18 protein-coding genes are annotated in these 19,648 nt (G+C 70.3%); 9 read left to right on the plus strand and 9 right to left on the minus strand.

What is annotated here, in order from left to right; all coding sequences use genetic code 11:
* Positions 1-47: 47 nt before the first annotated feature.
* Positions 48-692 (minus strand): SIS domain-containing protein, encoded by a 645-nt coding sequence (locus AC07PU_RS34815; RefSeq protein WP_057594006.1) that lies wholly within the window; start codon positions 690-692, stop codon positions 48-50.
* An 81-nt stretch (positions 693-773) separates the two neighbouring features.
* Positions 774-1,157, minus strand: coding sequence for a YraN family protein (locus AC07PU_RS34820; protein WP_495322726.1), 384 nt, complete (start codon positions 1,155-1,157; stop codon positions 774-776).
* Positions 1,158-1,211: 54 nt separating this feature from the next.
* Between AC07PU_RS34820 and rsmI the strand changes: the two genes are divergently transcribed.
* Entirely contained in the window at positions 1,212-2,165 is a 954-nt protein-coding gene (gene rsmI, locus AC07PU_RS34825; protein ID WP_495322727.1) for a 16S rRNA (cytidine(1402)-2'-O)-methyltransferase, read from the plus strand.
* On the opposite strand, the gene AC07PU_RS34830 is transcribed toward rsmI, so the two are convergent.
* A complete protein-coding gene (locus AC07PU_RS34830) occupies positions 2,162-2,944 on the minus strand; it encodes an IclR family transcriptional regulator (protein WP_093354375.1) in 783 nt (260 codons plus the stop codon). The two genes, rsmI and AC07PU_RS34830, sit on opposite strands and share 4 nt — an antisense overlap.
* A gap of 158 nt (positions 2,945-3,102) precedes the next feature.
* On the opposite strand from AC07PU_RS34830, the gene AC07PU_RS34835 reads away from it, so the two are divergent.
* From AC07PU_RS34835 to AC07PU_RS34855, 5 genes are read left to right on the plus strand one after another with little or no spacing between them, the layout of a single operon-like run.
* Positions 3,103-4,110 (plus strand): TRAP transporter substrate-binding protein, encoded by a 1,008-nt coding sequence (locus AC07PU_RS34835; protein ID WP_398492338.1) that lies wholly within the window; start codon positions 3,103-3,105, stop codon positions 4,108-4,110.
* Positions 4,111-4,136: 26 nt separating this feature from the next.
* Positions 4,137-4,580 carry a type II 3-dehydroquinate dehydratase gene (locus AC07PU_RS34840; RefSeq protein WP_495322728.1) on the plus strand — a complete coding sequence of 148 codons (444 nt, stop codon included), beginning with the start codon at positions 4,137-4,139 and terminating at the stop codon, positions 4,578-4,580.
* 57 nt (positions 4,581-4,637) lie between these two features.
* Positions 4,638-5,192 carry a TRAP transporter small permease gene (locus tag AC07PU_RS34845; RefSeq protein ID WP_495322729.1) on the plus strand — a complete coding sequence of 185 codons (555 nt, stop codon included), beginning with the start codon at positions 4,638-4,640 and terminating at the stop codon, positions 5,190-5,192.
* Positions 5,189-6,469: a TRAP transporter large permease gene (locus tag AC07PU_RS34850; protein ID WP_296778968.1), complete on the plus strand. Its 1,281-nt coding sequence runs from the start codon at positions 5,189-5,191 to the stop codon at positions 6,467-6,469. Before AC07PU_RS34845 ends, AC07PU_RS34850 begins: the two co-directional genes overlap by 4 nt.
* Positions 6,469-7,908, plus strand: a complete 1,440-nt coding sequence (locus AC07PU_RS34855; RefSeq protein WP_495322730.1) for an ELWxxDGT repeat protein — start codon at positions 6,469-6,471, stop codon at positions 7,906-7,908. The genes AC07PU_RS34850 and AC07PU_RS34855 overlap by 1 nt, the downstream gene beginning before the upstream one ends.
* Before the next feature lie 83 nt (positions 7,909-7,991).
* Here AC07PU_RS34855 and pqqA read toward each other — a convergent pair whose 3' ends face one another.
* The 4 genes from pqqA to ssb form a co-directional block, all read right to left on the minus strand.
* Entirely contained in the window at positions 7,992-8,066 is a 75-nt protein-coding gene (gene pqqA / locus AC07PU_RS34860; protein ID WP_093354476.1) for a pyrroloquinoline quinone precursor peptide PqqA, read from the minus strand.
* 44 nt (positions 8,067-8,110) lie between these two features.
* Positions 8,111-10,327: an outer membrane protein assembly factor BamB family protein gene (locus AC07PU_RS34865; protein WP_495322732.1), complete on the minus strand. Its 2,217-nt coding sequence runs from the start codon at positions 10,325-10,327 to the stop codon at positions 8,111-8,113.
* A gap of 117 nt (positions 10,328-10,444) precedes the next feature.
* A complete protein-coding gene (locus tag AC07PU_RS34870) occupies positions 10,445-11,491 on the minus strand; it encodes a ThuA domain-containing protein (protein WP_256223021.1) in 1,047 nt (348 codons plus the stop codon).
* A gap of 535 nt (positions 11,492-12,026) precedes the next feature.
* Positions 12,027-12,563, minus strand: coding sequence for a single-stranded DNA-binding protein (ssb, locus tag AC07PU_RS34875; RefSeq protein ID WP_495322733.1), 537 nt, complete (start codon positions 12,561-12,563; stop codon positions 12,027-12,029).
* 138 nt (positions 12,564-12,701) lie between these two features.
* Between ssb and AC07PU_RS34880 the strand changes: the two genes are divergently transcribed.
* Positions 12,702-14,069: a chloride channel protein gene (locus AC07PU_RS34880; protein WP_490877543.1), complete on the plus strand. Its 1,368-nt coding sequence runs from the start codon at positions 12,702-12,704 to the stop codon at positions 14,067-14,069.
* Complete coding sequence (gene uvrA, locus AC07PU_RS34885; RefSeq protein ID WP_495322734.1) at positions 14,066-17,299, plus strand: excinuclease ABC subunit UvrA; 3,234 nt, start codon at positions 14,066-14,068, stop codon at positions 17,297-17,299. The genes AC07PU_RS34880 and uvrA overlap by 4 nt, the downstream gene beginning before the upstream one ends.
* 27 nt (positions 17,300-17,326) lie before the next feature.
* On the opposite strand, the gene AC07PU_RS34890 is transcribed toward uvrA, so the two are convergent.
* The gene (locus AC07PU_RS34890) at positions 17,327-17,806 is read right to left on the minus strand and encodes a type II toxin-antitoxin system VapC family toxin (protein WP_490877541.1); all 480 of its coding nucleotides are present in this window, start codon (positions 17,804-17,806) and stop codon (positions 17,327-17,329) included.
* A complete protein-coding gene (locus AC07PU_RS34895; protein WP_495322735.1) occupies positions 17,803-18,573 on the minus strand; it encodes a hypothetical protein in 771 nt (256 codons plus the stop codon). Before AC07PU_RS34895 ends, AC07PU_RS34890 begins: the two co-directional genes overlap by 4 nt.
* Positions 18,574-18,675: 102 nt before the next feature.
* On the opposite strand from AC07PU_RS34895, the gene AC07PU_RS34900 reads away from it, so the two are divergent.
* Positions 18,676-19,563, plus strand: coding sequence for a DMT family transporter (locus AC07PU_RS34900; protein WP_495322736.1), 888 nt, complete (start codon positions 18,676-18,678; stop codon positions 19,561-19,563).
* The last annotated feature ends 85 nt before the right edge of the window (positions 19,564-19,648 follow it).

Below are 19,648 nucleotides of genomic sequence, written 5' to 3' on the forward strand. Positions count from 1 at the left end.
GTGAAACGCATGCCCCCGCGCGCCGGGGAGCGTCATGCGTGAAGGGTTCAGCTCGACGGCGACAGCACGTCGCTGTCCGGATCGCCGAGCAGCTGCGCGTCCACGCCGTCGCACAGGCAATGCAGCGCGAGCAGGTGGATCTCGTGGATGCGCGCGCCGCGCTCGTGCGGCACGCTGATCTGCACGTCGGTCTCGCGCAGCGCGCGGCCGATCACGCCGCCGGTGCCCGGCGCGGCCGAGGCGCCCGCGTTGGCATTGCCGAGCAGCGCCACCACGGTCATGTCGCGCTCGTGCGCGGCATGCACCGCCGCGAGCACCGGGGCCGACTGGCCGCTGACGCTGAGCGCAAGCAGCACGTCGCCGGCCTGGCCGAGCGCACGCACCTGGCGCGCGAAGCGGTCGCCGTCGACGGCATTCGCGCCATCGGCCGCGGGGTCGGTGCTGTCGCCGGGCAGCGCGATGGCCGCGAGCTCGGGCCGCTCGCGCTCGAAGCGGCCGACGAACTGCGAGGCGAACTGCGTGGCCAGCAGGCCCGACACGCCCGACCCGCAGGCCAGCACCTTGCCGCCGCTGGTCACGCACGCCAGGATCGCCTGCATCGCCTGCGAAATGGGTTTGCTCAGAATCGGGCCGGCCTGGTACTTGAGGTCGGCGCTATCGATGAAGTGCTGCTGAATCCGTTGCTCGAGCATGGGGCGGGATGATAACTGCGGGGATGCAGCGAAAGACCCCGCGCTGTGATCCGCCCTACACCTTCGCGCATCGCGCGCCGCTCAGCCCGCGTCGAAAGCCGCGCGCAACCACGTGATGCGCTCCTCGACCAGCACCACGTCGAAGCGGCACGGCGGCGGCTCGCGCAAGCGGGCGAGATAGTGGCGCGCCGCGAACACGATGCGCCGCTGCTTGGCCGCCGTGATGCTGCCGGCCGCGCCGCCATGGCCGGTGGAACTGCGCTGGCGCACCTCGACGAATACCAGCGTGCGGTCGCGCGGATCGCGCATGATCAGGTCGATCTCGCCGCCGCCTCGGCCCGGCGTCCGATAATTGCGCGCGACCAGCTGCAGCCCCGCGCGCTCCAGGTGCGCCAATGCGGCGTCCTCGGCCGCGTCGCCGCGGCCCTTGGTCGTGACGGCCAACGCCGTCGTCGTGGTCTTCATGACCGCTCCCTGTTCCCGTTTGTTCTTGTGTCGACGTCCCTCGGAGAAAAGCGCTTGGCCTCACTCGCACCCGCCTCTTTCGGTGCCGCCCTCGGGGCCGCGCGCGACGCCGCCGGTGCGCAGCATTATCCGCAGGGCACCCTCTACGTGGTCGCCACGCCGATCGGCAACCTGGCCGACATCACCTTGCGCGCGCTGCACGTGCTGCAGCTGGTCGACGCCGTCGCCTGCGAGGACACGCGCCACACGCAGAGCCTGCTGCGCGCCTACGGCATCGACCGCCCCGGCGCGCAATTGCTCGCGCTGCACCAGCACAACGAGGCCGAGGCCGCTCAGGCCGTGGTCGCGCGGCTCGCGCAGGGCGAGCGCATCGCCTATGTCAGCGACGCCGGCACGCCCGGCGTGAGCGACCCCGGCGCGCGGCTGGTGGCCGCGGTGCATGCCGCCGGCCTGCGCGCGCTGCCGCTGCCGGGCGCGAGCAGCGTCACCACGCTGGTCGGCGCGGCCGGGCTGGTGTCCGACGGCAGCGGCGACAGCGCGAGCAGCGCCTTCGTGTTCGCGGGCTTCCTGCCGAGCAAGGCCGGCGAGCGCGACAGCGCCGTGCAGGCGCTCGCGCACGAGCCGCGCGCCGTGGTGCTGCTCGAGGCCCCGCACCGCATCGAGCCGCTGGCGCGCGCGCTGGCCGTGCTCGGCGAGCGCCGCGTCACCGTGGGCCGCGAGCTCACCAAGCAGTTCGAGGAAATCGCGACGCTGGCGGCCAGTGCCCTGCCCGGCTGGTTCGCGGCCGAGCGCGACCGCACGCGCGGCGAGTTCGCGCTGGTGCTGCACCCGGTGGCGGTGGCGGCCGACGACGGCGCCGAGGGCGAGCGCGTGCTGCGCCTGCTGCTGGCCGAGCTGCCGGTGAAGACCGCCGTGAAGCTCGCGGCCGAGATCACGGGCGCGCCGCGCAACACGCTCTACGACACGGCGCTGCGCATCCGCAACGCGGGCGATGAAGACGCCGACTAAGCGCGCTTCTTGAACAGCGCCGACGCCCCGCTCGCCGTCGCCACCTCGGCCGCCGCCTGCATCAGCGTGGGCCCGAGCGTCTCCATGCGCTGCGCCGTCAGCCGCACCGCGGGGCCGGCGATGGTGATGACGCCGATCGCCGGGCCGGACGGGCCGAAGACCGGTGCCGCCATCGCGGTCATGCCGGGCGCGAACACCTCGTTGATCAGGCTGAAGCCGCGCTGGCGCGCCGCCTTCACGTAGACCATCACGGCCTTGAGCGTGGTCGGCGCCTTGGGGCCGAAGTCCTCGGGCTTGCCCAGGCCCTTCTTCGCGACCAGCGCCATCGCGTCGTCCTCGGGCAGGGTCGAGAGCCAGGCATGGCCGGCCGCGCTGCACGACAGCGCCACCGACAGGCCCATGTCCGGGTCGTAGCGCAGGCCGTGGGTCGCACCCTGCGCCTTGGCCACGAAGGTGAGCTCGTCGCCGTCGACCACCGCGAGGCGCACCAGCTCGCCCGAGGCCTTGGCGAGCTGGTCGAGCAGCGGCTGCGCGACATCGACCACGCCCGAGTTGCTGAGGAACGAGAGGCCGATCGACACCAGCTTGATGGTCAGCACGTAGTGGCCGTCGCGCTGTTCCTGCCGCACGTAGCCGTAGCGGATCAGCTCCGTCAGCAGGCGGTGCGAGGCGCTCAGCGGGATCTGCAGATCGCCCGCCAGCAGGGACAGGGGCACGCCCTCGGGATGGGACGCCAGATATTCCAGCACCCTGAAGCTGCGTCCCAGCATTTCGCTCATGTCAGTACTCCCGGTTCATGTCGCGGACCGATGGCGACAGCCGAACTCTAGCAGATGAAGGGAAGGGATTTCCATAGTGGAAAGATTTTCCGATTTATCACAGAATTCCTTCCATCGCATCGGCCATGCCGCCTTCCGTCCTTCCCTGGAGCCCACCCGTGAAACTTCTTCGCACCTTCGCCCTCGCCAGCCTCTGCATCGGCCTCGCCGCGCCCGCCCTGGCGCAGCAGGAACGCACCATCCGCTTCGGCCACCTCAACAACACCGACCATCCGGTGAGCCTGGGCGTGAAGCGCTTCGCCGAGCTGCTCGCGGCCAAGAGCGGCGGCAAGATGAAGGTGCAGGAGTACCCGGCCAACCAGCTCGGCAACGAGATGCAGCAGCAGTCGGCGCTGCAGGGCGGCGTGCAGCAGATGTCGGCGCCCGCGACCACCTCGCTCGCGGGCATCGTCAAGGAGTTCGGCCTGGTCGACTTCCCGTTCGCGGTCGCCAGCTTCGAGCAGGCCGACCAGCTGCTCGACGGACCGCTGGGCCAGGCGCTGATCGCCAAGCTGCCCGAGAAGGGCCTGGTGGCGCTCGGCTACTGGGACCTGGGCTTTCGCAACGTGACCAACAGCAAGCACCCGATCACCAAAGCCGAGGACCTGCAGGGCCTGAAGATCCGCGTGATCCCGAACCCGGTGTTCCTCGACACCTTCAAGGCCTTCAAGGCCAACCCGGTGCCGATGCCCTTCGCCGAGCTCTACGGCGCGCTCGAGTCGAAGGCGGTCGACGGCCAGGAGAACCCGTTCGCGGTGATCCTGTCGAACAAGTTCTACGAGGTGCAGAAGTTCGTGAGCGCCACCAACCACGTGTACGCGGCCAACATCGTGCTCGTGAGCAAGAAGTTCTGGGACCAGCTCTCGCCGACCGAGCAGAAGTGGATGCGCGAGGCCGCCGACGAGGCGCGCGGCTACCAGCGCCAGGCCAGCCGCACCGCGGCGCAGAAGGCCGTCGGCGAGCTGCAGGCCAAGGGCGCGCAATTCAACGAGGTGGCGCCGAAGGAGCAGGTGCGCATGCGCGAGATCGCGCAGCCGGTGATCGACAAGTTCGCCGCCCAGTACGACCCGGCCACGGTCAAGCTCTACAACGACGAGCTCGCGCGCATCCGCGGCGCCAAGCAGTGAGCGCACGGCAACCGCGAGCATCCACCATGAAGTTCCTCGTCCTGCACGGCCCCAACCTCAACCTCTTCGGCCGCCGCGAGCCGCACATCTACGGCCGCACCACCCTGGCCGAGATCGACGCGCGCATCGACAAGCTCGCGCACGAACTCGACATCACGGTGGCGACGATCCAGTCGAACCACGAAGGCGCGCTGGTCGACTTCCTGCACCAGCACATCGACGAGGCACAGGGCGCGCTGGTCAACCCCGCGGGCCTCACGCAGCACGGCGTGCCGCTGCACGACGCGATCAAGGCCATGCCGTTCCCGACCATCGAGGTCCACATGTCGAACATCGCGGCGCGCGAGGCCTGGCGCGCGCACTCGATCATCTCGCCGGCCGTGCGCGGCACGGTGCAGGGGCTCGGGCCGCAGTCCTATCTCGCGGCGCTGCGCGCGCTGGTCGAGATCGTGCGCGACGACAAGCAGTGAGCCCGCGCGTGCGCCGTTGCACGGCGCACGCCCACCGACTGGATTGAAGAGGACGACATGAATCGATGGATCGATCGCGCCTGCCGCGTGGTGGAGGCGCTGATCGCGACCTTCCTGGCCGTGATGGTGGTGCTGGTGTTCGGCAACGTGGTGCTGCGCTACGGCCTCAACTCGGGCATCACCGTGTCCGAGGAGGTCTCGCGCTGGCTGTTCATCTGGATCACCTTCCTGGGTGCGCTGGTGGCGCTGCGCGAGCATGCCCACCTCGGCGTGGACATGGTGGTCGGCAAGCTGCCGCCGCTGGGCCGCAAGCTGTGCCTGGGTGCCAGCCACCTGCTGATGCTCTACATCCTGTGGCTGCTGTTCCAGGGCAGCCTGGCGCAGACGCGGATCAACTGGGACGTGGAGGCGCCGGTCACGGGCGCCTCGATGGCCGTGGTCTACGCCTCGGGCCTGGTGTTCTCGGTGCTGGCCGCGGCGCTGCTGCTGGTCGAGCTGCTGCGCCTGCTCACGGGCCAGCTGGCCGACGACCAGTTGGTGGCGATCCAGGAATCCGAAGAGGCCGCCGCGCTCGCGCAGGTGCTCGAGGCCGAACGGGAGCGCCGCGCATGACGATCGCCGTCTTCCTCGGATCGCTGCTGCTGGCCATGGCGCTCGGCATGCCGATCGCCTTCGCGTTGCTGGCCAGCGGCGTGGCGCTGATGTGGCAGCTCGACCTGTTCGACGCCCAGATCCTGGCGCAGAACCTGATCGGCGGCGCCGACAGCTTCCCGCTGCTGGCCGTGCCCTTCTTCATGCTCGCGGGCGAGATCATGAACGCGGGCGGCCTGTCGCGCCGCATCGTCGCGCTGGCGCTCGCGCTGGTGGGCCACGTGCGCGGCGGCCTGGGCTACGTGACGATCATGGCGGGCTGCCTGTTGTCGGCGCTGTCGGGCTCGGCCGTGGCCGACGCGGCGGCGCTGACCGCGCTGCTGCTGCCGATGATGGTCTCGGCCGGCCACGACCGCGCCCGCGCGGGCGGGCTGATCGCGGCCACCGGCGTCATCGGCCCGGTGATCCCGCCGAGCATCGGGCTGGTGATCTTCGGCGTGGCGGCCAACGTCTCGATCTCCAAGCTCTTCCTCGCGGCGATCGTGCCCGGCCTGCTGATCGGCGGCGCGCTGTGGGTGACCTGGGCCTGGCTGGTGCGGCACGAGAAGATCGAGCCGCCGCCGCGCCAGTCGGGCCGCCAGATCGTCGCGGCCGCGCGCGAGGCCGGCTGGGCGCTGCTGCTGCCGGTGATCATCCTGGTGGGCCTGCGCATGGGCGTGTTCACGCCCACCGAGGCGGCCGTGGTGGCCGCCGTCTACGCGCTCTTCGTGGCCACCGTGGTCTACCGCGAGCTGCGCTTTCCCGATCTCTACAAGATCTTCGTGAGCGCCGCCAAGACCAGCGCGGTCGTGATGTTCCTGATCGCCGCCGCGATGGTCAGCGCCTGGCTGATCACGGTGGCCGACCTGCCCGCCAAGGTGGTCGCGCTGCTCGAGCCCTTCATGGGCAACAAGATCGTGCTGATGATCGCGATCATGCTGCTGGTGATGGCGGTGGGCACGGCGATGGACATGACGCCGACCATCCTGATCCTCACGCCGGTGCTGATGCCGGTGGTGGTGGCAGCCGGCATCGACCCGGTCTACTTCGGCGTGATGTTCATCATCAACAACTCGATCGGGCTGATCACGCCGCCGGTGGGCGTGGTGCTCAACGTGGTGGCGGGCGTGGGCCGCATGCGCATGGACGAGGTCACGCGCGGCGTGCTGCCCTTCATGGTGGCGGAGTTCGCGATCATGTTCCTCATGGTGCTGTTCCCGCAGCTGGTGACGGTGCCCGCCAAATGGTTCGGCGGCTGATGCGCGCGCCCGCCCTTCTTCCTGCGCGCTGCCGGCTGCGCGCGTTGTGCGCCGCGCTCGCGCTGCTCGCCCCGCTGGCGGCGTCGGCACAGGATCCGGCGCGCGACGTGCTGCCCGAGCAGCTCCAGCCGCGCGCCTTCGTCGGGCCGACCGGCCTGGTGCGGCTGGGCCCGCGCGTGCTGTTCTCGGCCTTCCACGTCGCCACCGGGCAGGAGCTCTGGAGCAGCGACGGCACCACTGCCGGCACCGTGCTGCTGAAGGACATCCGCCCCGGCTTTCGCGGCGCCTTCCCGAGCTGGCAGACGCGCTTCGGCGCGCATGTCTACTTCACCGCCACCGACGGCGCGCACGGCCTCGAGCTGTGGCGCAGCGACGGCACGGCGCGCGGCACGCAGCGCGTGACCGACCTGAATCCCGGTGAGGCAGACGCGATGCCGGCCGAGCTGACGGCCTGGCGCGATGCGCTGTATTTCGTCGCCAACGACGGCCGCCACGGTTTCCAGCTCTGGAAGACCGGTGGCGATGGGCGCAGCACGCAACGCGTGTCCTCGGTCGACGCGGGGCCGGGCGCAGTGGTGCGCCAGCTCACCCCGGCCGGCCCGCGGCTGTTCTTCACCGCCACCAGCCGCGCGCACGGCCACGAGCTCTGGGTCAGCGAGGGCACGCCCCAGAGCACGCGGCTGGTGAAGGACATCCGCCCCGGCGCGGAGGACAGCAACCTCGAGAACCTCGTGGCGATCGGCGACCGGCTCTGGTTCACCGCGAGCGACGGCCGGCATGGCATCGAGCTCTGGACCAGCGACGGCAGCGAGGCCGGCACGCGCATGGTCAAGGACATCCGGCCCGGCGAAGGCGCGTCGCGGCCCGCGCATCTCACGGCCGTGGGCGGCACGCTCTACTTCGCGGCCGAGGACGGCACGCATGGCATCGAGCTCTGGCGCAGCGACGGCACCGAGGCCGGCACGCGGCTGGTGAAGGACCTGCGGCCCGGCACCGCGAGCTCGGTGCCCGGCCCGCTCGCGGCCTTCGGCGGCCGGCTCTACTTCGCCGCCACCGATGGCGAGACGGGCGCCGAACTCTGGACCAGCGATGGCAGCGCGGCCGGCACCCGACGCGTGAAGGACCTGGGGCCGGGACCCGGCAGCGGCTCGCCCGCGCGCTTCGCGCAGGCCGGCGGCCGGCTGTGGTTCTCGGCGAACGACGGCGTGCACGGCGTGGAGCCCTGGTCCACCGATGGCAGCGCGGCCGGCACGCGGCTCGCGGCCGATGTCGCGCCCGGACCGCGCCATGCGATGCCGCTGGGCTTCGTCGCGCTCGGCGACGCGGTGCTGTTCGTGGCCGACGACGGCCTCGGCAACGAGCGCCTGTGGTCGCGCACGAAGGGCGGCGCGCGCCGCGCCACGCTGATCGGCGATCCGCTGCGCGAGCGGCTGCGCTGAACCGCGCCGGCTCGTCGGCTCCCTTCCTGCACCAACGAAAAAGGCCCCGGTTCGCACCGGGGCCTTCGTTCGTTGCGCCGCGCTCAGCGCGCGGCGATGTACATCGTGATCTCGAAACCGAACCGCAGATCCACGAACGCGGGCTTGCTCCAGGTCATCGCTTTGCTCCTTTCTAGGTTGGGGGAAGAGGAACGCCTGCAGCTCAATACACGACGATCTTGCCGGTCGGTCGCGCGCTGTGGCAGTCGTTGTAGAAGTACTCGCCGGGCGTGTCGAAGCGGTGCTGCGCCGACTGGCCCGGTGCGAGCTTGAAGTCGAAGCGGCCCTCGAAGAACTGCGTGGCGCAGTGCTGGTTGGCATTGCCGGCGGGGTTGGTGAAGGTCACGGTGGTGTTCGCGGGCACGCGCATCCAGGTCGGCGTCATCGCATTGACCGCGGTGCTCTCGCTGGTGCCGGGCGCGTTGGCCGCGGTCTGCACGCGCGCGAGGAACACGGTGTTGGGCGTGGGCAGCGCCGCGCCTTCCACCGCCTGGCCCGACACCGGCCGGCGCACCTCGGGCGGCTTCGGCGTGGCCGCCGGCGCCACCGTGCCGCCGACCTTGAAGGCCCAGAGGTAGTCGCCGCGCGGCGCCGAGTCGCCATAGGGAATGCTGGTGCCGCCCGCATAGACCGCGATGTACTGCTCGCCATCGACCTCGTAGGCCACCGGGCTCGCGGCGATGGCCGCGCCGGTCTGGAAGCGCCACAGCTCGCTGCCGTCGCCCGCGTCGAGCGCGAGCAGGTTGCCGTCGGGCTGGCCGATGAACAGCAGGTCGGCGGCCGTGCTCAGGATGCCGTTGCCATGCGCCAGCGAATAGGGCATGGGCTTCTTCCACTTGACCAGGTTGGTGCCGGGGTCGACCGCCACCACCGCGCCCGTCATGTAGGTGCCCGGCGGGCGCAGGCCGTTGCTCGACTCGGTCAGCGAGTGCGCGGCCGAGACGTAGCCCATGCCGGTGTAGACCAGACCGGTGCGCGGGCTGAAGGACTGGTGGTTCCAGTTGGCGCCGCCGCCATGGCCCGGGATCGACAGCAGCGGCACGTCCCAGTGCGCGTCGTAGAGGCAGCCCTTGAGGTAGTTGGGCACGGCGCGGTTCGGGTCGCCCGGGATCGCGGTGCCCAGCGGCTGGTCGACGATGCAGGTCTCGGTCCAGGCGCCCTGGCGCGGGAAGGGCTGGGTCGGCCAGCTCGCCTGGCGGGCGTCCTGCTTGACCGGCATCTCGTCGATGCCCAGCGGCGCGCTGCCGTCCTTGCGGTCGAGGATGTAGTACATGCCGGTCTTGCTGCCGTAGATCACGATCTTGCGCTCCTGGCCCGCGATCCTCACGTTGGCCAGCACGGGTGACATCACGTTGTCCATGTCCCAGATGTCGTGGTGCACCGACTGGAAGTGCCACTTGTACTCGCCGGTCTTGAGGTCGAGCGCGACGATCGAGTTGGCGAACAGGTTCAGGCCCGGCCGCGTGGAGCCGTTCTGCGAGGAGCCGCCGCGCACGTTGCCGAAGGTCCAGTAGACGAGCCCCAGCTCGGGATCGACCGCGGGGTGGATCCACGGCGTGGCGCCGGTGCGGTCCGACTCGGGCGCGCCGCCCCAGGTGTCGTAGCCGCGCTCGCCCACGCGCGGCACGCCCCAGAAGGTGGAGAGCACCTTGCCCGTGGCCGCGTCGGCCGAGAAGGCGGCGCCGCGGTTCCCGTCGTTGGTGCCCACGTAGAGGCGCTTGTCGTGATAGACCAGCGCCACCTTCTGCACCGCGCCCTGGTAGTCGGCGTCGGTGCTGCTGCTCGGGTACTGCTTGATCCAGACCGGCTTGCCGGTCTTCGTGTCGAGCGCCACCAGCCGGTTGCCCGTGGCCACGGTGTAGACCAGGCCCAGGTCCTTCGCGACCGCCGCGCCGCGGCGCGTGATCGCGCCATAGGGCGTGGTCCATTTCCATTTGGTGACGCCGGTCTTGCCGTCGACCGCGATCAGGTTGCCGAGCGCCGACTCGATGTAGATCACGCCGTCGACCACCACCGTGGTGCTCTGGCTGTTGCCGGTGCTGGTGCCGCCCTCGATGCGGTTGAGCCAGGCACCGCCGAGCTGGCCGACGCGCGCCTTGTCGATCTTCGCGAGGCTCGAGTAGTTCTGGTTGCCGAGGTTGCCGCCCACCTTGGGGAAGTCGCGGTCGCCCGCGGTGCAGCAGTCGGCCAGTTCGGCGGCCGAGGGGCCGGCCGCGGGCGGTGCCGGCGGCGGGGCCGGCGGGTTGGGTGCCGGCGGGGGCGCCGAGAACCAGGGAAAGGCGCCGCCGCCCGAGTCGCCGCCGCCGCAGCCGGCCAGCAGCAGGGGCGCGCCGATCGCGCCGCAGGCGAGCAGCGTCGCTGCCAGTGATGTGAGTCGCATGGTGAAGATCTCCGCTCCGAAGGAAGGGTTGTCCGCGATGGGAAGAGGAAGGCGGCGCGCAGCACCGCGCGCACGGCGCCGGGGCGCCGTGCGGGCCGCGAGGCCGGTGGGGTCAGGTCAGGTGCAGAAGGGCGTCAGGCCCATGGCCGACTTCACGCCCTGCACCACCAGCTTCTGGAACTGGTCCGCGCCGGGACCAGTCGAGCTGGCGCTGAACGAGTGGTCGTTGTGGCCCAGCGTGCTGAGCCAGGCGCGGCCGCCGTCGTAGTACTGGCACCAGGCCACGGGATGGAAGTCCGCATGGCCCGGATGCGGCGGCGAGGTCAGCGGCTTGAGCGTGGAGGTGTCGACCTTGGCGAGGAACTTCACGTTGGTCGGGAAGGGCGCGAGGTTGTACCACTCGTCCTGGAAGGTGAAACGCTTGGGCAGGTCCACGGTGGAGGGGTCGTCGGCAATGATCTCGACGTCGCCCGAGCGGTTGGGCCCGTGGTTGTAGAAGTTGGCGTTGCCCAGCAGGCCTTCGTAGTAGGGCCAGTTGTATTCGGCGCCGAAGGCGTTGTGCAGCCCGACGAAGCCGCCGCCGCGGCGCATGTAGTTGCGCAGCGCCGTGCGCGCGGCATCGTTGCTGGTCGCGACCGAGCCGTTCCACAGCGTGTCGCGGTTCGAGCTCGCGAAGATCACGGCCTTGTAGTTGTTGATGCGGCTGCCGAGCACCGCCACGTCCTCGGTCCAGTCGGCCGTGATGCCCGCGTCCTTGAGCATGCGCACCAGGCCGGCCTGCATCACGTTGTCGGGGTTCATGACCGGGTTGAGGCCCGTGCCCATCGGCGTGCCGAGGTTGGCGTGGCGCGGCCCGGCGGTGCGCGAGTAGATCAGCACGCGGTCGGGCGTGGTGGCGAAGGCGCCCCAGTCGTTGTAACACTTGGGGTCGGTGCCGCGGCAGACGTTGTAGTAGGTGTCGAAGCTGGTGTCGGGCGCCTCGGCCACGGGATCGGTGGGTCGGTCGTCCACCGGTTCTTCGGGCGCCGCGGGCGGTGGTGGCGGCGCCACCGCGACCGGCACGAAGCCGGCACCGCCGCCGCTGCCGCCGCCACAGGCGGTCAGGACCAGGGCGAGCGCCGCGCTCGACACGAGGCCGAGGGTCAGGGAATGAGCTGGTTTCACGAAGTCTCCTACTTGTAGTCGTGGCCGGGGCCGCGCGGACGCGCCCTGCCGGGATGGCTCGGCTGCTTCCGATGGCCGGGGAAGCAGCCGACGAAGCACCAAGGAATGCCGGCCTCAGACGGGAAAGCGGGAAAGCGCCGCCCTGCCTCGATCGGGTGCAGCAGGCCACCCTCCCTCGGCGAGCGAAGGAAGGACCGGGTGCACGGCGGAAGCGGGCGCGCGAAAGACGCGCGGGGGGCGCGGGCGAACGCTCAGGACGGCGCGTTCGGCACGCGCCGCAGATCGGACACGGACAACGGGCGGGGCAGTGGCACGGATCGTCTCCAGGGCTGAAAGCGCAGGGCCAGGGGGCTCGGCTGCGGACGATCATAAGCAGAATTGGAAAGTATTTCCACTATAGAAATCCCTTCCTTTTTCGGCCTCGCGCTTTTCCCAGGTTGGACGGCGCAAAGAAAAAGGGCCGATCGCGCATGGCGATCGGCCCTTGGCCGGCTGGCGGAGGCGGCGAGAGGCAAGCCCTCGCCGCGCTGTCCGATCAGAACGGAATGTCGTCGTCCATGTCGTCGAAGCCCGACGACGACTTGGCCGGTGCCTGGCGCGGTGCGGGCGCCGGTGCGCGCGGCGCGGCGGCCGGAGCACGTGCCGGTGCCGGGGCGTAACCGCCACCACCACCGCCGCCATTGCCTTGCGAATAACCGCCGTCGTCGTAGCCGCCGCCCGCCGGGGCGCCCTGGCCCTGGCGGCTGCCGAGCATCTGCATCTGGTCGACGCGAATGTCGGTGGCGTACTTCTCGACGCCGTCCTTGTCGGTGTACTTGCGCGTGCGGATCTGGCCTTCGACGTAGATCTGCGAGCCCTTGCGCAGGTACTGCGCGGCGATTTCGGCCAGGCGGCCGTTGAACACGAGACGGTGCCACTCGGTGGCTTCGCGCATCTCGCCGCTTTGCTTGTCCTTCCACTTGTCGGTGGTCGCGAGGGTCGCGTTGCAGACCTGGTCGCCGCTCGGGAAGGTACGGGTTTCGGGATCGCGGCCGAGGTTGCCGACGAGGATGACTTTGTTGACCGATGCCATGTGCGCTGCCCCTGATGAATGAGTAAGAGGAGGTTTGAAGGAAAAAGAAGGACACGCATTGTGCCCGATGGGCCGGACGACGCGGCCTCCGCTGGCACGGCGCGCGCCTACCGCGCGGCAGAATGGCCGGCTGGACCGATGAATCACGAGCCCGACTTCCTGCAGAACCTGCGCGCCGAGTTTTCGGGCTGGCGCCTGTGGATCGACCGCGCCATCGTGCTCGGCTACGCGGTGCTCGCGGGCCTGTTCGTGGTGGGCTTCACGCACGCGGCCGAATGGGCCTTCGCGCTGTTCGAGGGCCTGTTCCGGCGCCATCCCTGGGCCGTGCTGCTGTGGACGCCGGCGCTCACGGCCGCCATCGTCTGGGCCACGCGGCGCTGGTTCCCGGGCGCGGCGGGCTCGGGCATCCCGCAGATCAAGGCCGCGCTCGATCCCGATCTGCCCTCCGAGCGGCGCGGCCTGTTCGCCTCGCTGCGGCTGACGCTGGCCAAGATCGGGCTCGGCGCCGCGGGCTTTGCGGCCGGCCTGTCGGTGGGGCGCGAAGGGCCGTCGGTGCAGGTGGCGGCCGGCGTGATGCAGCACGCCAGGCGCTGGCTGTCGCCCGGCAGCACGATCGACATGCGCGCGCTGCTGGTGGCCGGCGGCGCGGCGGGCATCGCGGCCGCGTTCAACGCGCCGCTCGCGGGCGTGGTGTTCGCCATCGAGGAGCTGTCGGGCCGGCTCGAGGCGCGCGCCAGCGGCGTGATCATCACCGGCATCGTGCTCGCGGGCCTGGTGGCGGTGTCGGCCTTCGGCAACCTCAGCTATTTCGGCGTGATCCGCGTGCCGCACCTCGACTGGAGCCTGCTCGGCCCGGGCCTGGCGGTGGCGCTGCTCAGCGGCGTGGCGGGCGGGCTGTTCGCGCGCCTGCTGATCGCCTCGCTGACCGGCGCACCGCAGCGCCTGAACCACTGGCGCCGGCGCTATCCGGTGCGCTTCGCGGCCGCCTGCGGGCTGGCCGTGGCCGTCATCGGGCTGGCCACGGGCGGCGTCACCTACGGCGCGGGCTCGGAGGCCGTCAAGCGGATGCTGCATGGCGAGGCCCCGCTCTCGCCGCTCTACACGCTGCTGAAGTTCATCGCCACCTGGCTCACGGCCTGGAGCGGCGCGCCCGGCGGCATCTTCGCGCCCTCGCTGTCGATCGGCGCCGGCATCGGCGACGCCATCGCGCGGCTCGCGAGCCCCGAATTCGGGCCGGCGCTGATCGCGCTCGGCATGGCCGGCTTCCTGGCCGCGGTCACGCAGGCGCCGCTGACGGCCTTCATCATCGTGATGGAGATGGTCGACGGCCATGCCATGGTGCTGAGCCTGATGGCCTCGGCCATGCTCGCGAGCCTGGTTTCGCGCATGATCAGCCGGCCGCTCTACGAGACGCTGGCCGAGCACATGGTGGGCGTGGCCACCGGGCGGCTCGCGGCGCAGCCGCAGGAGCCCGTCGCCCGCGAAGAACCGCCCCGCTCGCCATGACATCCCGGGCGGTCTATCATGTCCGGTTGCCCTCGGACGATCGCCCCTTGAATTCAAAAGCCACCGAAGACACTGCGCAAGCAGAAGCTGAACGCGAAAGCGAAAGCGAGCGCGACGCCCAACGCGAAGCGTACCTGGGCGCCGTGCTGGCCCAGCAGCGCATCAGCATCCGCGGCGCGCGCACCCACAACCTCAAGAACGTCGACCTCGACATCCCGCGCAACAAGCTGGTGGTGATCACCGGCCTGTCGGGCTCGGGCAAGTCGAGCCTGGCCTTCGACACGCTCTATGCCGAGGGCCAGCGGCGCTACGTCGAGAGCCTGTCGGCCTATGCGCGGCAGTTCCTGCAGCTGATGGACAAGCCCGACGTCGACGTGATCGAGGGCCTGTCGCCCGCGATCAGCATCGAGCAGAAGGCCACCAGCCACAACCCGCGCTCCACCGTGGGCACGGTGACCGAGATCCACGACTACCTGCGCCTGCTCTACGCGCGCGCGGGCACGCCCTTCTGCCCCGATCACCACCTGCCGCTGCAGGCGCAGACCGTCTCGCAGATGGTCGATGCGACCCTGGGCCTGGGCGAGGAGCCGCGATTGATGATCCTCGCGCCGGTGGCGCGCGAGAAGAAGGGCGAGTTCGTCGAGCTGTTCGCCGAGATGCAGGCCGCGGGCTACATCCGCTTCCGCGTCGACGGCCAGACCTACGAATACAACGACCTGCCCAAGCTCAAGAAGACCGAGAAGCACGACATCGACGTGGTGATCGACCGGCTGCGCGCGCGCCCCGACATGCAGCAGCGCCTGGCCGAGAGCTTCGAGGCCGCGCTGCGCCTGGCCGAGGGCCGCGCGCTGGTGCTCGAGCTCGGCGGCGAGGGCCAGCCCGACCGCGAGCACCTGTTCAACGCCAAGTTCTCCTGCCCGATCTGCCACTACTCGCTGGCCGAGCTCGAGCCGCGGCTGTTCTCGTTCAACTCGCCCGTGGGCGCCTGCCCGAGCTGCGACGGCCTGGGCCACAGCGAGGTGTTCGACGCGGCGCGCGTGGTGGCCTTCCCCTCGCTGTCGCTGGCCAGCGGCGCGATCAAGGGCTGGGACCGCCGCAACGGCTACTACTTCAGCATGATCGAGAGCGTCGCGAAGCACTACAAGTTCGACGTCGACGCGCCCTTCGAATCGCTGCCGGCCTCGGTGCAGCAGGTGCTGCTGCACGGCTCGGCGGGCGAGGAGATCAAGTTCAACTACACCATGGAGTCGGGCAACTTCGCGGGCAAGAAGCTCACGAAGAAGCATCCCTTCGAGGGGATCATCCCGAACATGGCGCGGCGCTACCGCGAGACCGACTCGGTGATGGTGCGCGAGGACCTCGCGCGCTACCGCAGCTTCCAGCCCTGCCCCGAATGCGGCGGCTCGCGGCTGCGGCGCGAGGCGCGCAACGTGTTCCTGGTCGACGAGTCGGCACGCCCGGCCGATGCCGAGCCGGCGCCGGGCCGCCCCAAGGCGGCGAGCGCCCCCTCGGGGGGCAGCGAGGACACGCCAGTGCCGAGCGTGGGGGCCACACAACCGCCGCGCATGGCGATCTTCGAACTGAGCCGCCTGACCTTGCGCGACAGCCTCTCGTGGTTCCAGCGCCTGCAGCTGCGCGGCGCCAAGGCCGAGATCGCCGACAAGGTGGTGCGCGAGATCGGCCTGCGCCTCAAGTTCCTCAACGACGTGGGCCTCAACTACCTGAGCCTGGACCGCAGCGCCGAGACGCTGTCGGGCGGCGAAGCGCAGCGCATCCGCCTCGCCTCGCAGATCGGCTCGGGCCTGACCGGCGTGATGTACGTGCTCGACGAGCCCAGCATCGGCCTGCACCAGCGCGACAACGATCGCCTGATCGGCACCCTCAAGCATCTGCGCGACATCGGCAACAGCGTGATCGTGGTCGAGCACGACGAGGACATGATCCACGCCGCCGACCACGTGATCGACATGGGCCCGGGCGCCGGCGTGCACGGCGGCCGCGTGATGGCGCAGGGCAGCTTCGCGCAGGTGGCGGCCAACCCCGAGTCGCTGACCGGCCAGTACCTGTCGGGCGCGAAGAAGATCGAGGTGCCGAAGCGCCGCACGCCCTGGCTGCCGGTGGTGAAGAAGGAGGTGCCCGCCGAGCCGCGCAAGGCCTCGCGCTTTCCGCAGAGCCCCGCGGCCGAGCGCCGCGCCGCGCGCGAGGCCGCGCACCTCGCCTCGCAGACCGCGCTGCAGGAGATCCGCGTGGTCGGCGCCAGCGGCAACAACCTCAAGAACGTGAGCGTGGCCTTTCCGGTCGGCCTGCTGACCTGCGTCACCGGCGTCTCGGGCTCGGGCAAGTCCACGCTGGTCAACGACACGCTCTACAGCGCCGTCGCGCGCACGCTCTACCGCGCCCACGAGGAGCCCGCGCCGCACGAGGCGGTCGAAGGCATCGAGTACTTCGACAAGGTCATCAACGTCGACCAGAGCCCGATCGGCCGCACGCCGCGCAGCAACCCGGCCACCTACACCGGCCTGTTCACGCCGATCCGCGAGCTGATGGCCGAGACCAACACCGCGCGCGAGCGCGGCTACGGGCCCGGCCGCTTCAGCTTCAACGTGGCGGGCGGGCGCTGCGAGGCCTGCCAGGGCGACGGCGTGGTGAAGGTCGAGATGCACTTCCTGCCCGACGTCTACGTGCCCTGCGAGGTCTGCCACGGCCAGCGCTACAACCGCGAGACGCTCGAGGTCCAGTACAAGGGCCGCAACATCGCGCAGATCCTCGACATGACGGTCGAGGTCGCGCATGAGTTCCTGAAGGCCGTGCCGACCATCGAGCGCAAGCTGCGCACCCTGCTCGACGTGGGCCTCAGCTACATCAAGCTCGGCCAGTCGGCCACCACGCTGTCGGGCGGCGAGGCGCAGCGCGTGAAGCTAGCGCTCGAACTCAGCAAGCGCGACACCGGCCGCACGCTCTACATCCTCGACGAGCCGACCACCGGCCTGCACTTCGCCGACATCGAGCTGCTGCTCAAGGTGCTGCACCAGTTGCGCGACGCGGGCAACACCATCGTCGTGATCGAGCACAACCTCGACGTCATCAAGACCGCCGACTGGCTGATCGACATGGGCCCCGAGGGCGGCGCCGGCGGCGGCACGGTGGTGGGCGCGGGCACGCCCGAGGACCTGGCGGGGAACGAGGCTAGCCATACGGGGCATTACCTCAAGCGGCTGCTGCCGGGCTGATACGAAGGGCTCCAGGAGCCCCTTCGCCTATTCGCTCAGCAGGCCGCGTTGCCCGTTGTCGAACCAGGCCGAATCGAAGCCATCGGCCAGCAGGATCGGCTGCACGGCACAGGTGCCCGCCGCATTCAGCCTGCGCAGGTACTTCACCAGCGTATGCGCATCCTCGGTGAGGATGTGCGTCAGCGATTCGCAGATGGCCTGGGCGATCAGCTTGATGTCGTCCTTGACGGCGCTTCGATCGTCGGTGGCGTCCCGTGCCAGCCCGCGCATCAGCAAGCCCGCGGTCATCGCGTGGTCGATGTTGAAAGGGAGCACCTCGAAGTTGCGCAAGGGCAGATCGGTCACGGCCTGCTTGACCTGGAACTCCGATGCGGCGATGGCCGAGAGGTACAGCGGCACGCCGCGTTTGAGCGCTTCGCGCAGATAGCCGACCGCCGCCGGATGATGCGCGCGTGCCGGATCGGCGAGCGAGATCAGGTAGCTCGTGTCGAGCAGGATGGCGCTCACGCCTTGCTTCCCCGCAACTCGTCGACCCACGTACCGGCATCGGGCACGTCGCGCCATGCCTTCGCCCCCCGCTGGGTCAGGCGATCGAGCTCCTTCTCGTCGAGCCGGCTTTCGTGCTCGACGAATTCGAGCAGCCTCGCGTTCCGGTACTCGCGCGTCATGACGTTGTATTCGGCGACGATCCGGATCATGGCGGGCTTGTAGAGGCGGTTGACCTTCTCGTCCCGCAACATCTCGCGGGCCGCGTCGACCAGCAAGGTCTTGCCGTCCGGCAGGCGAATGTGGGCATTGGGTTTGGTGTGCCCGCCCATGTCCTCGATCTCGCCGCGCACATAGCGCTCGACGCGCACCCATTGGTCCGCGTCGTCGGCCCTGAAGTCCGATTCGCTGTCGATCACGATGGCGGCGGACAGGAAATCCGCCGCGATGCTCACGCGCCAGCCACGGCCGCCGCGCGCACTCTTCTGCCAGCGCTCGACCACGGCGCGGCGCTTCGCCGCGATGCCTTCCATCTGCTGGCTGCCCGCGAGTCTTCGCAGGTCGTTCATCAGCACCGGGTTGGCCGTCGGTGCCGTGCGAATGGCCAACGAACCTTTCTCGACGGAGACATCCAGCGCGCTGGTGTCGACATCGTTGCCATCGCCGCGCAGGAACTCGTCGACGTCCCTGGCGAAGCCGCGCAGCACGGACAGCGGCACCCGCTCCGGCGAGATTTCGTATCCGGCCGACTCGTCGTGCAAAGCTATCAGCAAGGCTTGCGCTTCCATCGGGCCATTCTAGGTGTCGAGGTCATTTCGTTGTAGAGGAGGCCCGCTGCATCTTCCTCGGCCTCAGGCACGAAACCACGGTCCGCGCCACAATCGCGCCCCATGCCTTCCTTCACCCCGCGCCAGTTCGTCATCCTCGTCCTGCTGACCCTTGCCTGGGGCCTCAACTGGCCGGTGATGAAGCTCGGCGTGGCGGACTATCCGCCGCTGGCCTTCCGCGCGATCTCGATCTGGCTCGGCCTGCCGGTGCTGGGCCTGGCGCTGGCGTGGATGAAGGTGCCGTTCCGCGTGCCGCGCGCCGCCTGGCCCGAGCTGCTGTGGCTGGCCGCCACCAACATGTTCGTCTGGCACGCCTGCATCATCCTCGCGGTGAAGGCGCTGTCGGGCGGGCGCGCGGCCATCCTCGGCTACACCATGCCGGTGTTCTCGGCCGTGATCGGCGCGCTGCTGTTCTCGGCGGCGCTCTCGCGCCGCGCCTGGGCCGGCGTGGGCGCCTGTGCGATCGGCGTGGGCCTGCTGCTGTGGCACGAGCTCACCGACCTCGCGGGGCGGCCCGGCTACGTCGCGCTCGCACTGGTGGCGGCCGCCACCTGGGCGCTGGGCACGCAGCTGCTGCGCCACACGCGCATCGGGCTGCCGACGCTCACGCTCTCGTTCTGGATGACGGCGCTCACCGCGGTGGTGATGACCGTACTGTCGGCGCTGTTCGAGCGCGACCAGTGGCGCTGGCCCGGCAGCGTGACCTGGGGCGCGATCCTCTACAACGCGGTGCTGATCTTCGGCTTCGCGCACGCGGCGTGGTTCTATCTCGCGCGCGGGCTGCCGCCCGTGGCCTCCACGCTCAGCGTGATGTTCATCCCGGTGCTCGGCGTGTTCAGCGGCGCGGTGTGGCTCGGCGAGGCGGTGCACTGGCAGGACTGGGTGGCGGTGGCGCTGATGATGGTGGCGATCGCCTCGGTGCTGTGGCCCTCGCGCGCCGCGCGGAGCTGAGCCGCCGCTGCCGCGCGCGCATGACCCGCGAGGTCATGGACCCGGTGCAGTCGATGCGGGACAGTACGTCCAGGCATCAACCACT

It is taken from the genome of Variovorax sp. GW821-FHT10D07 (assembly GCF_059415325.1).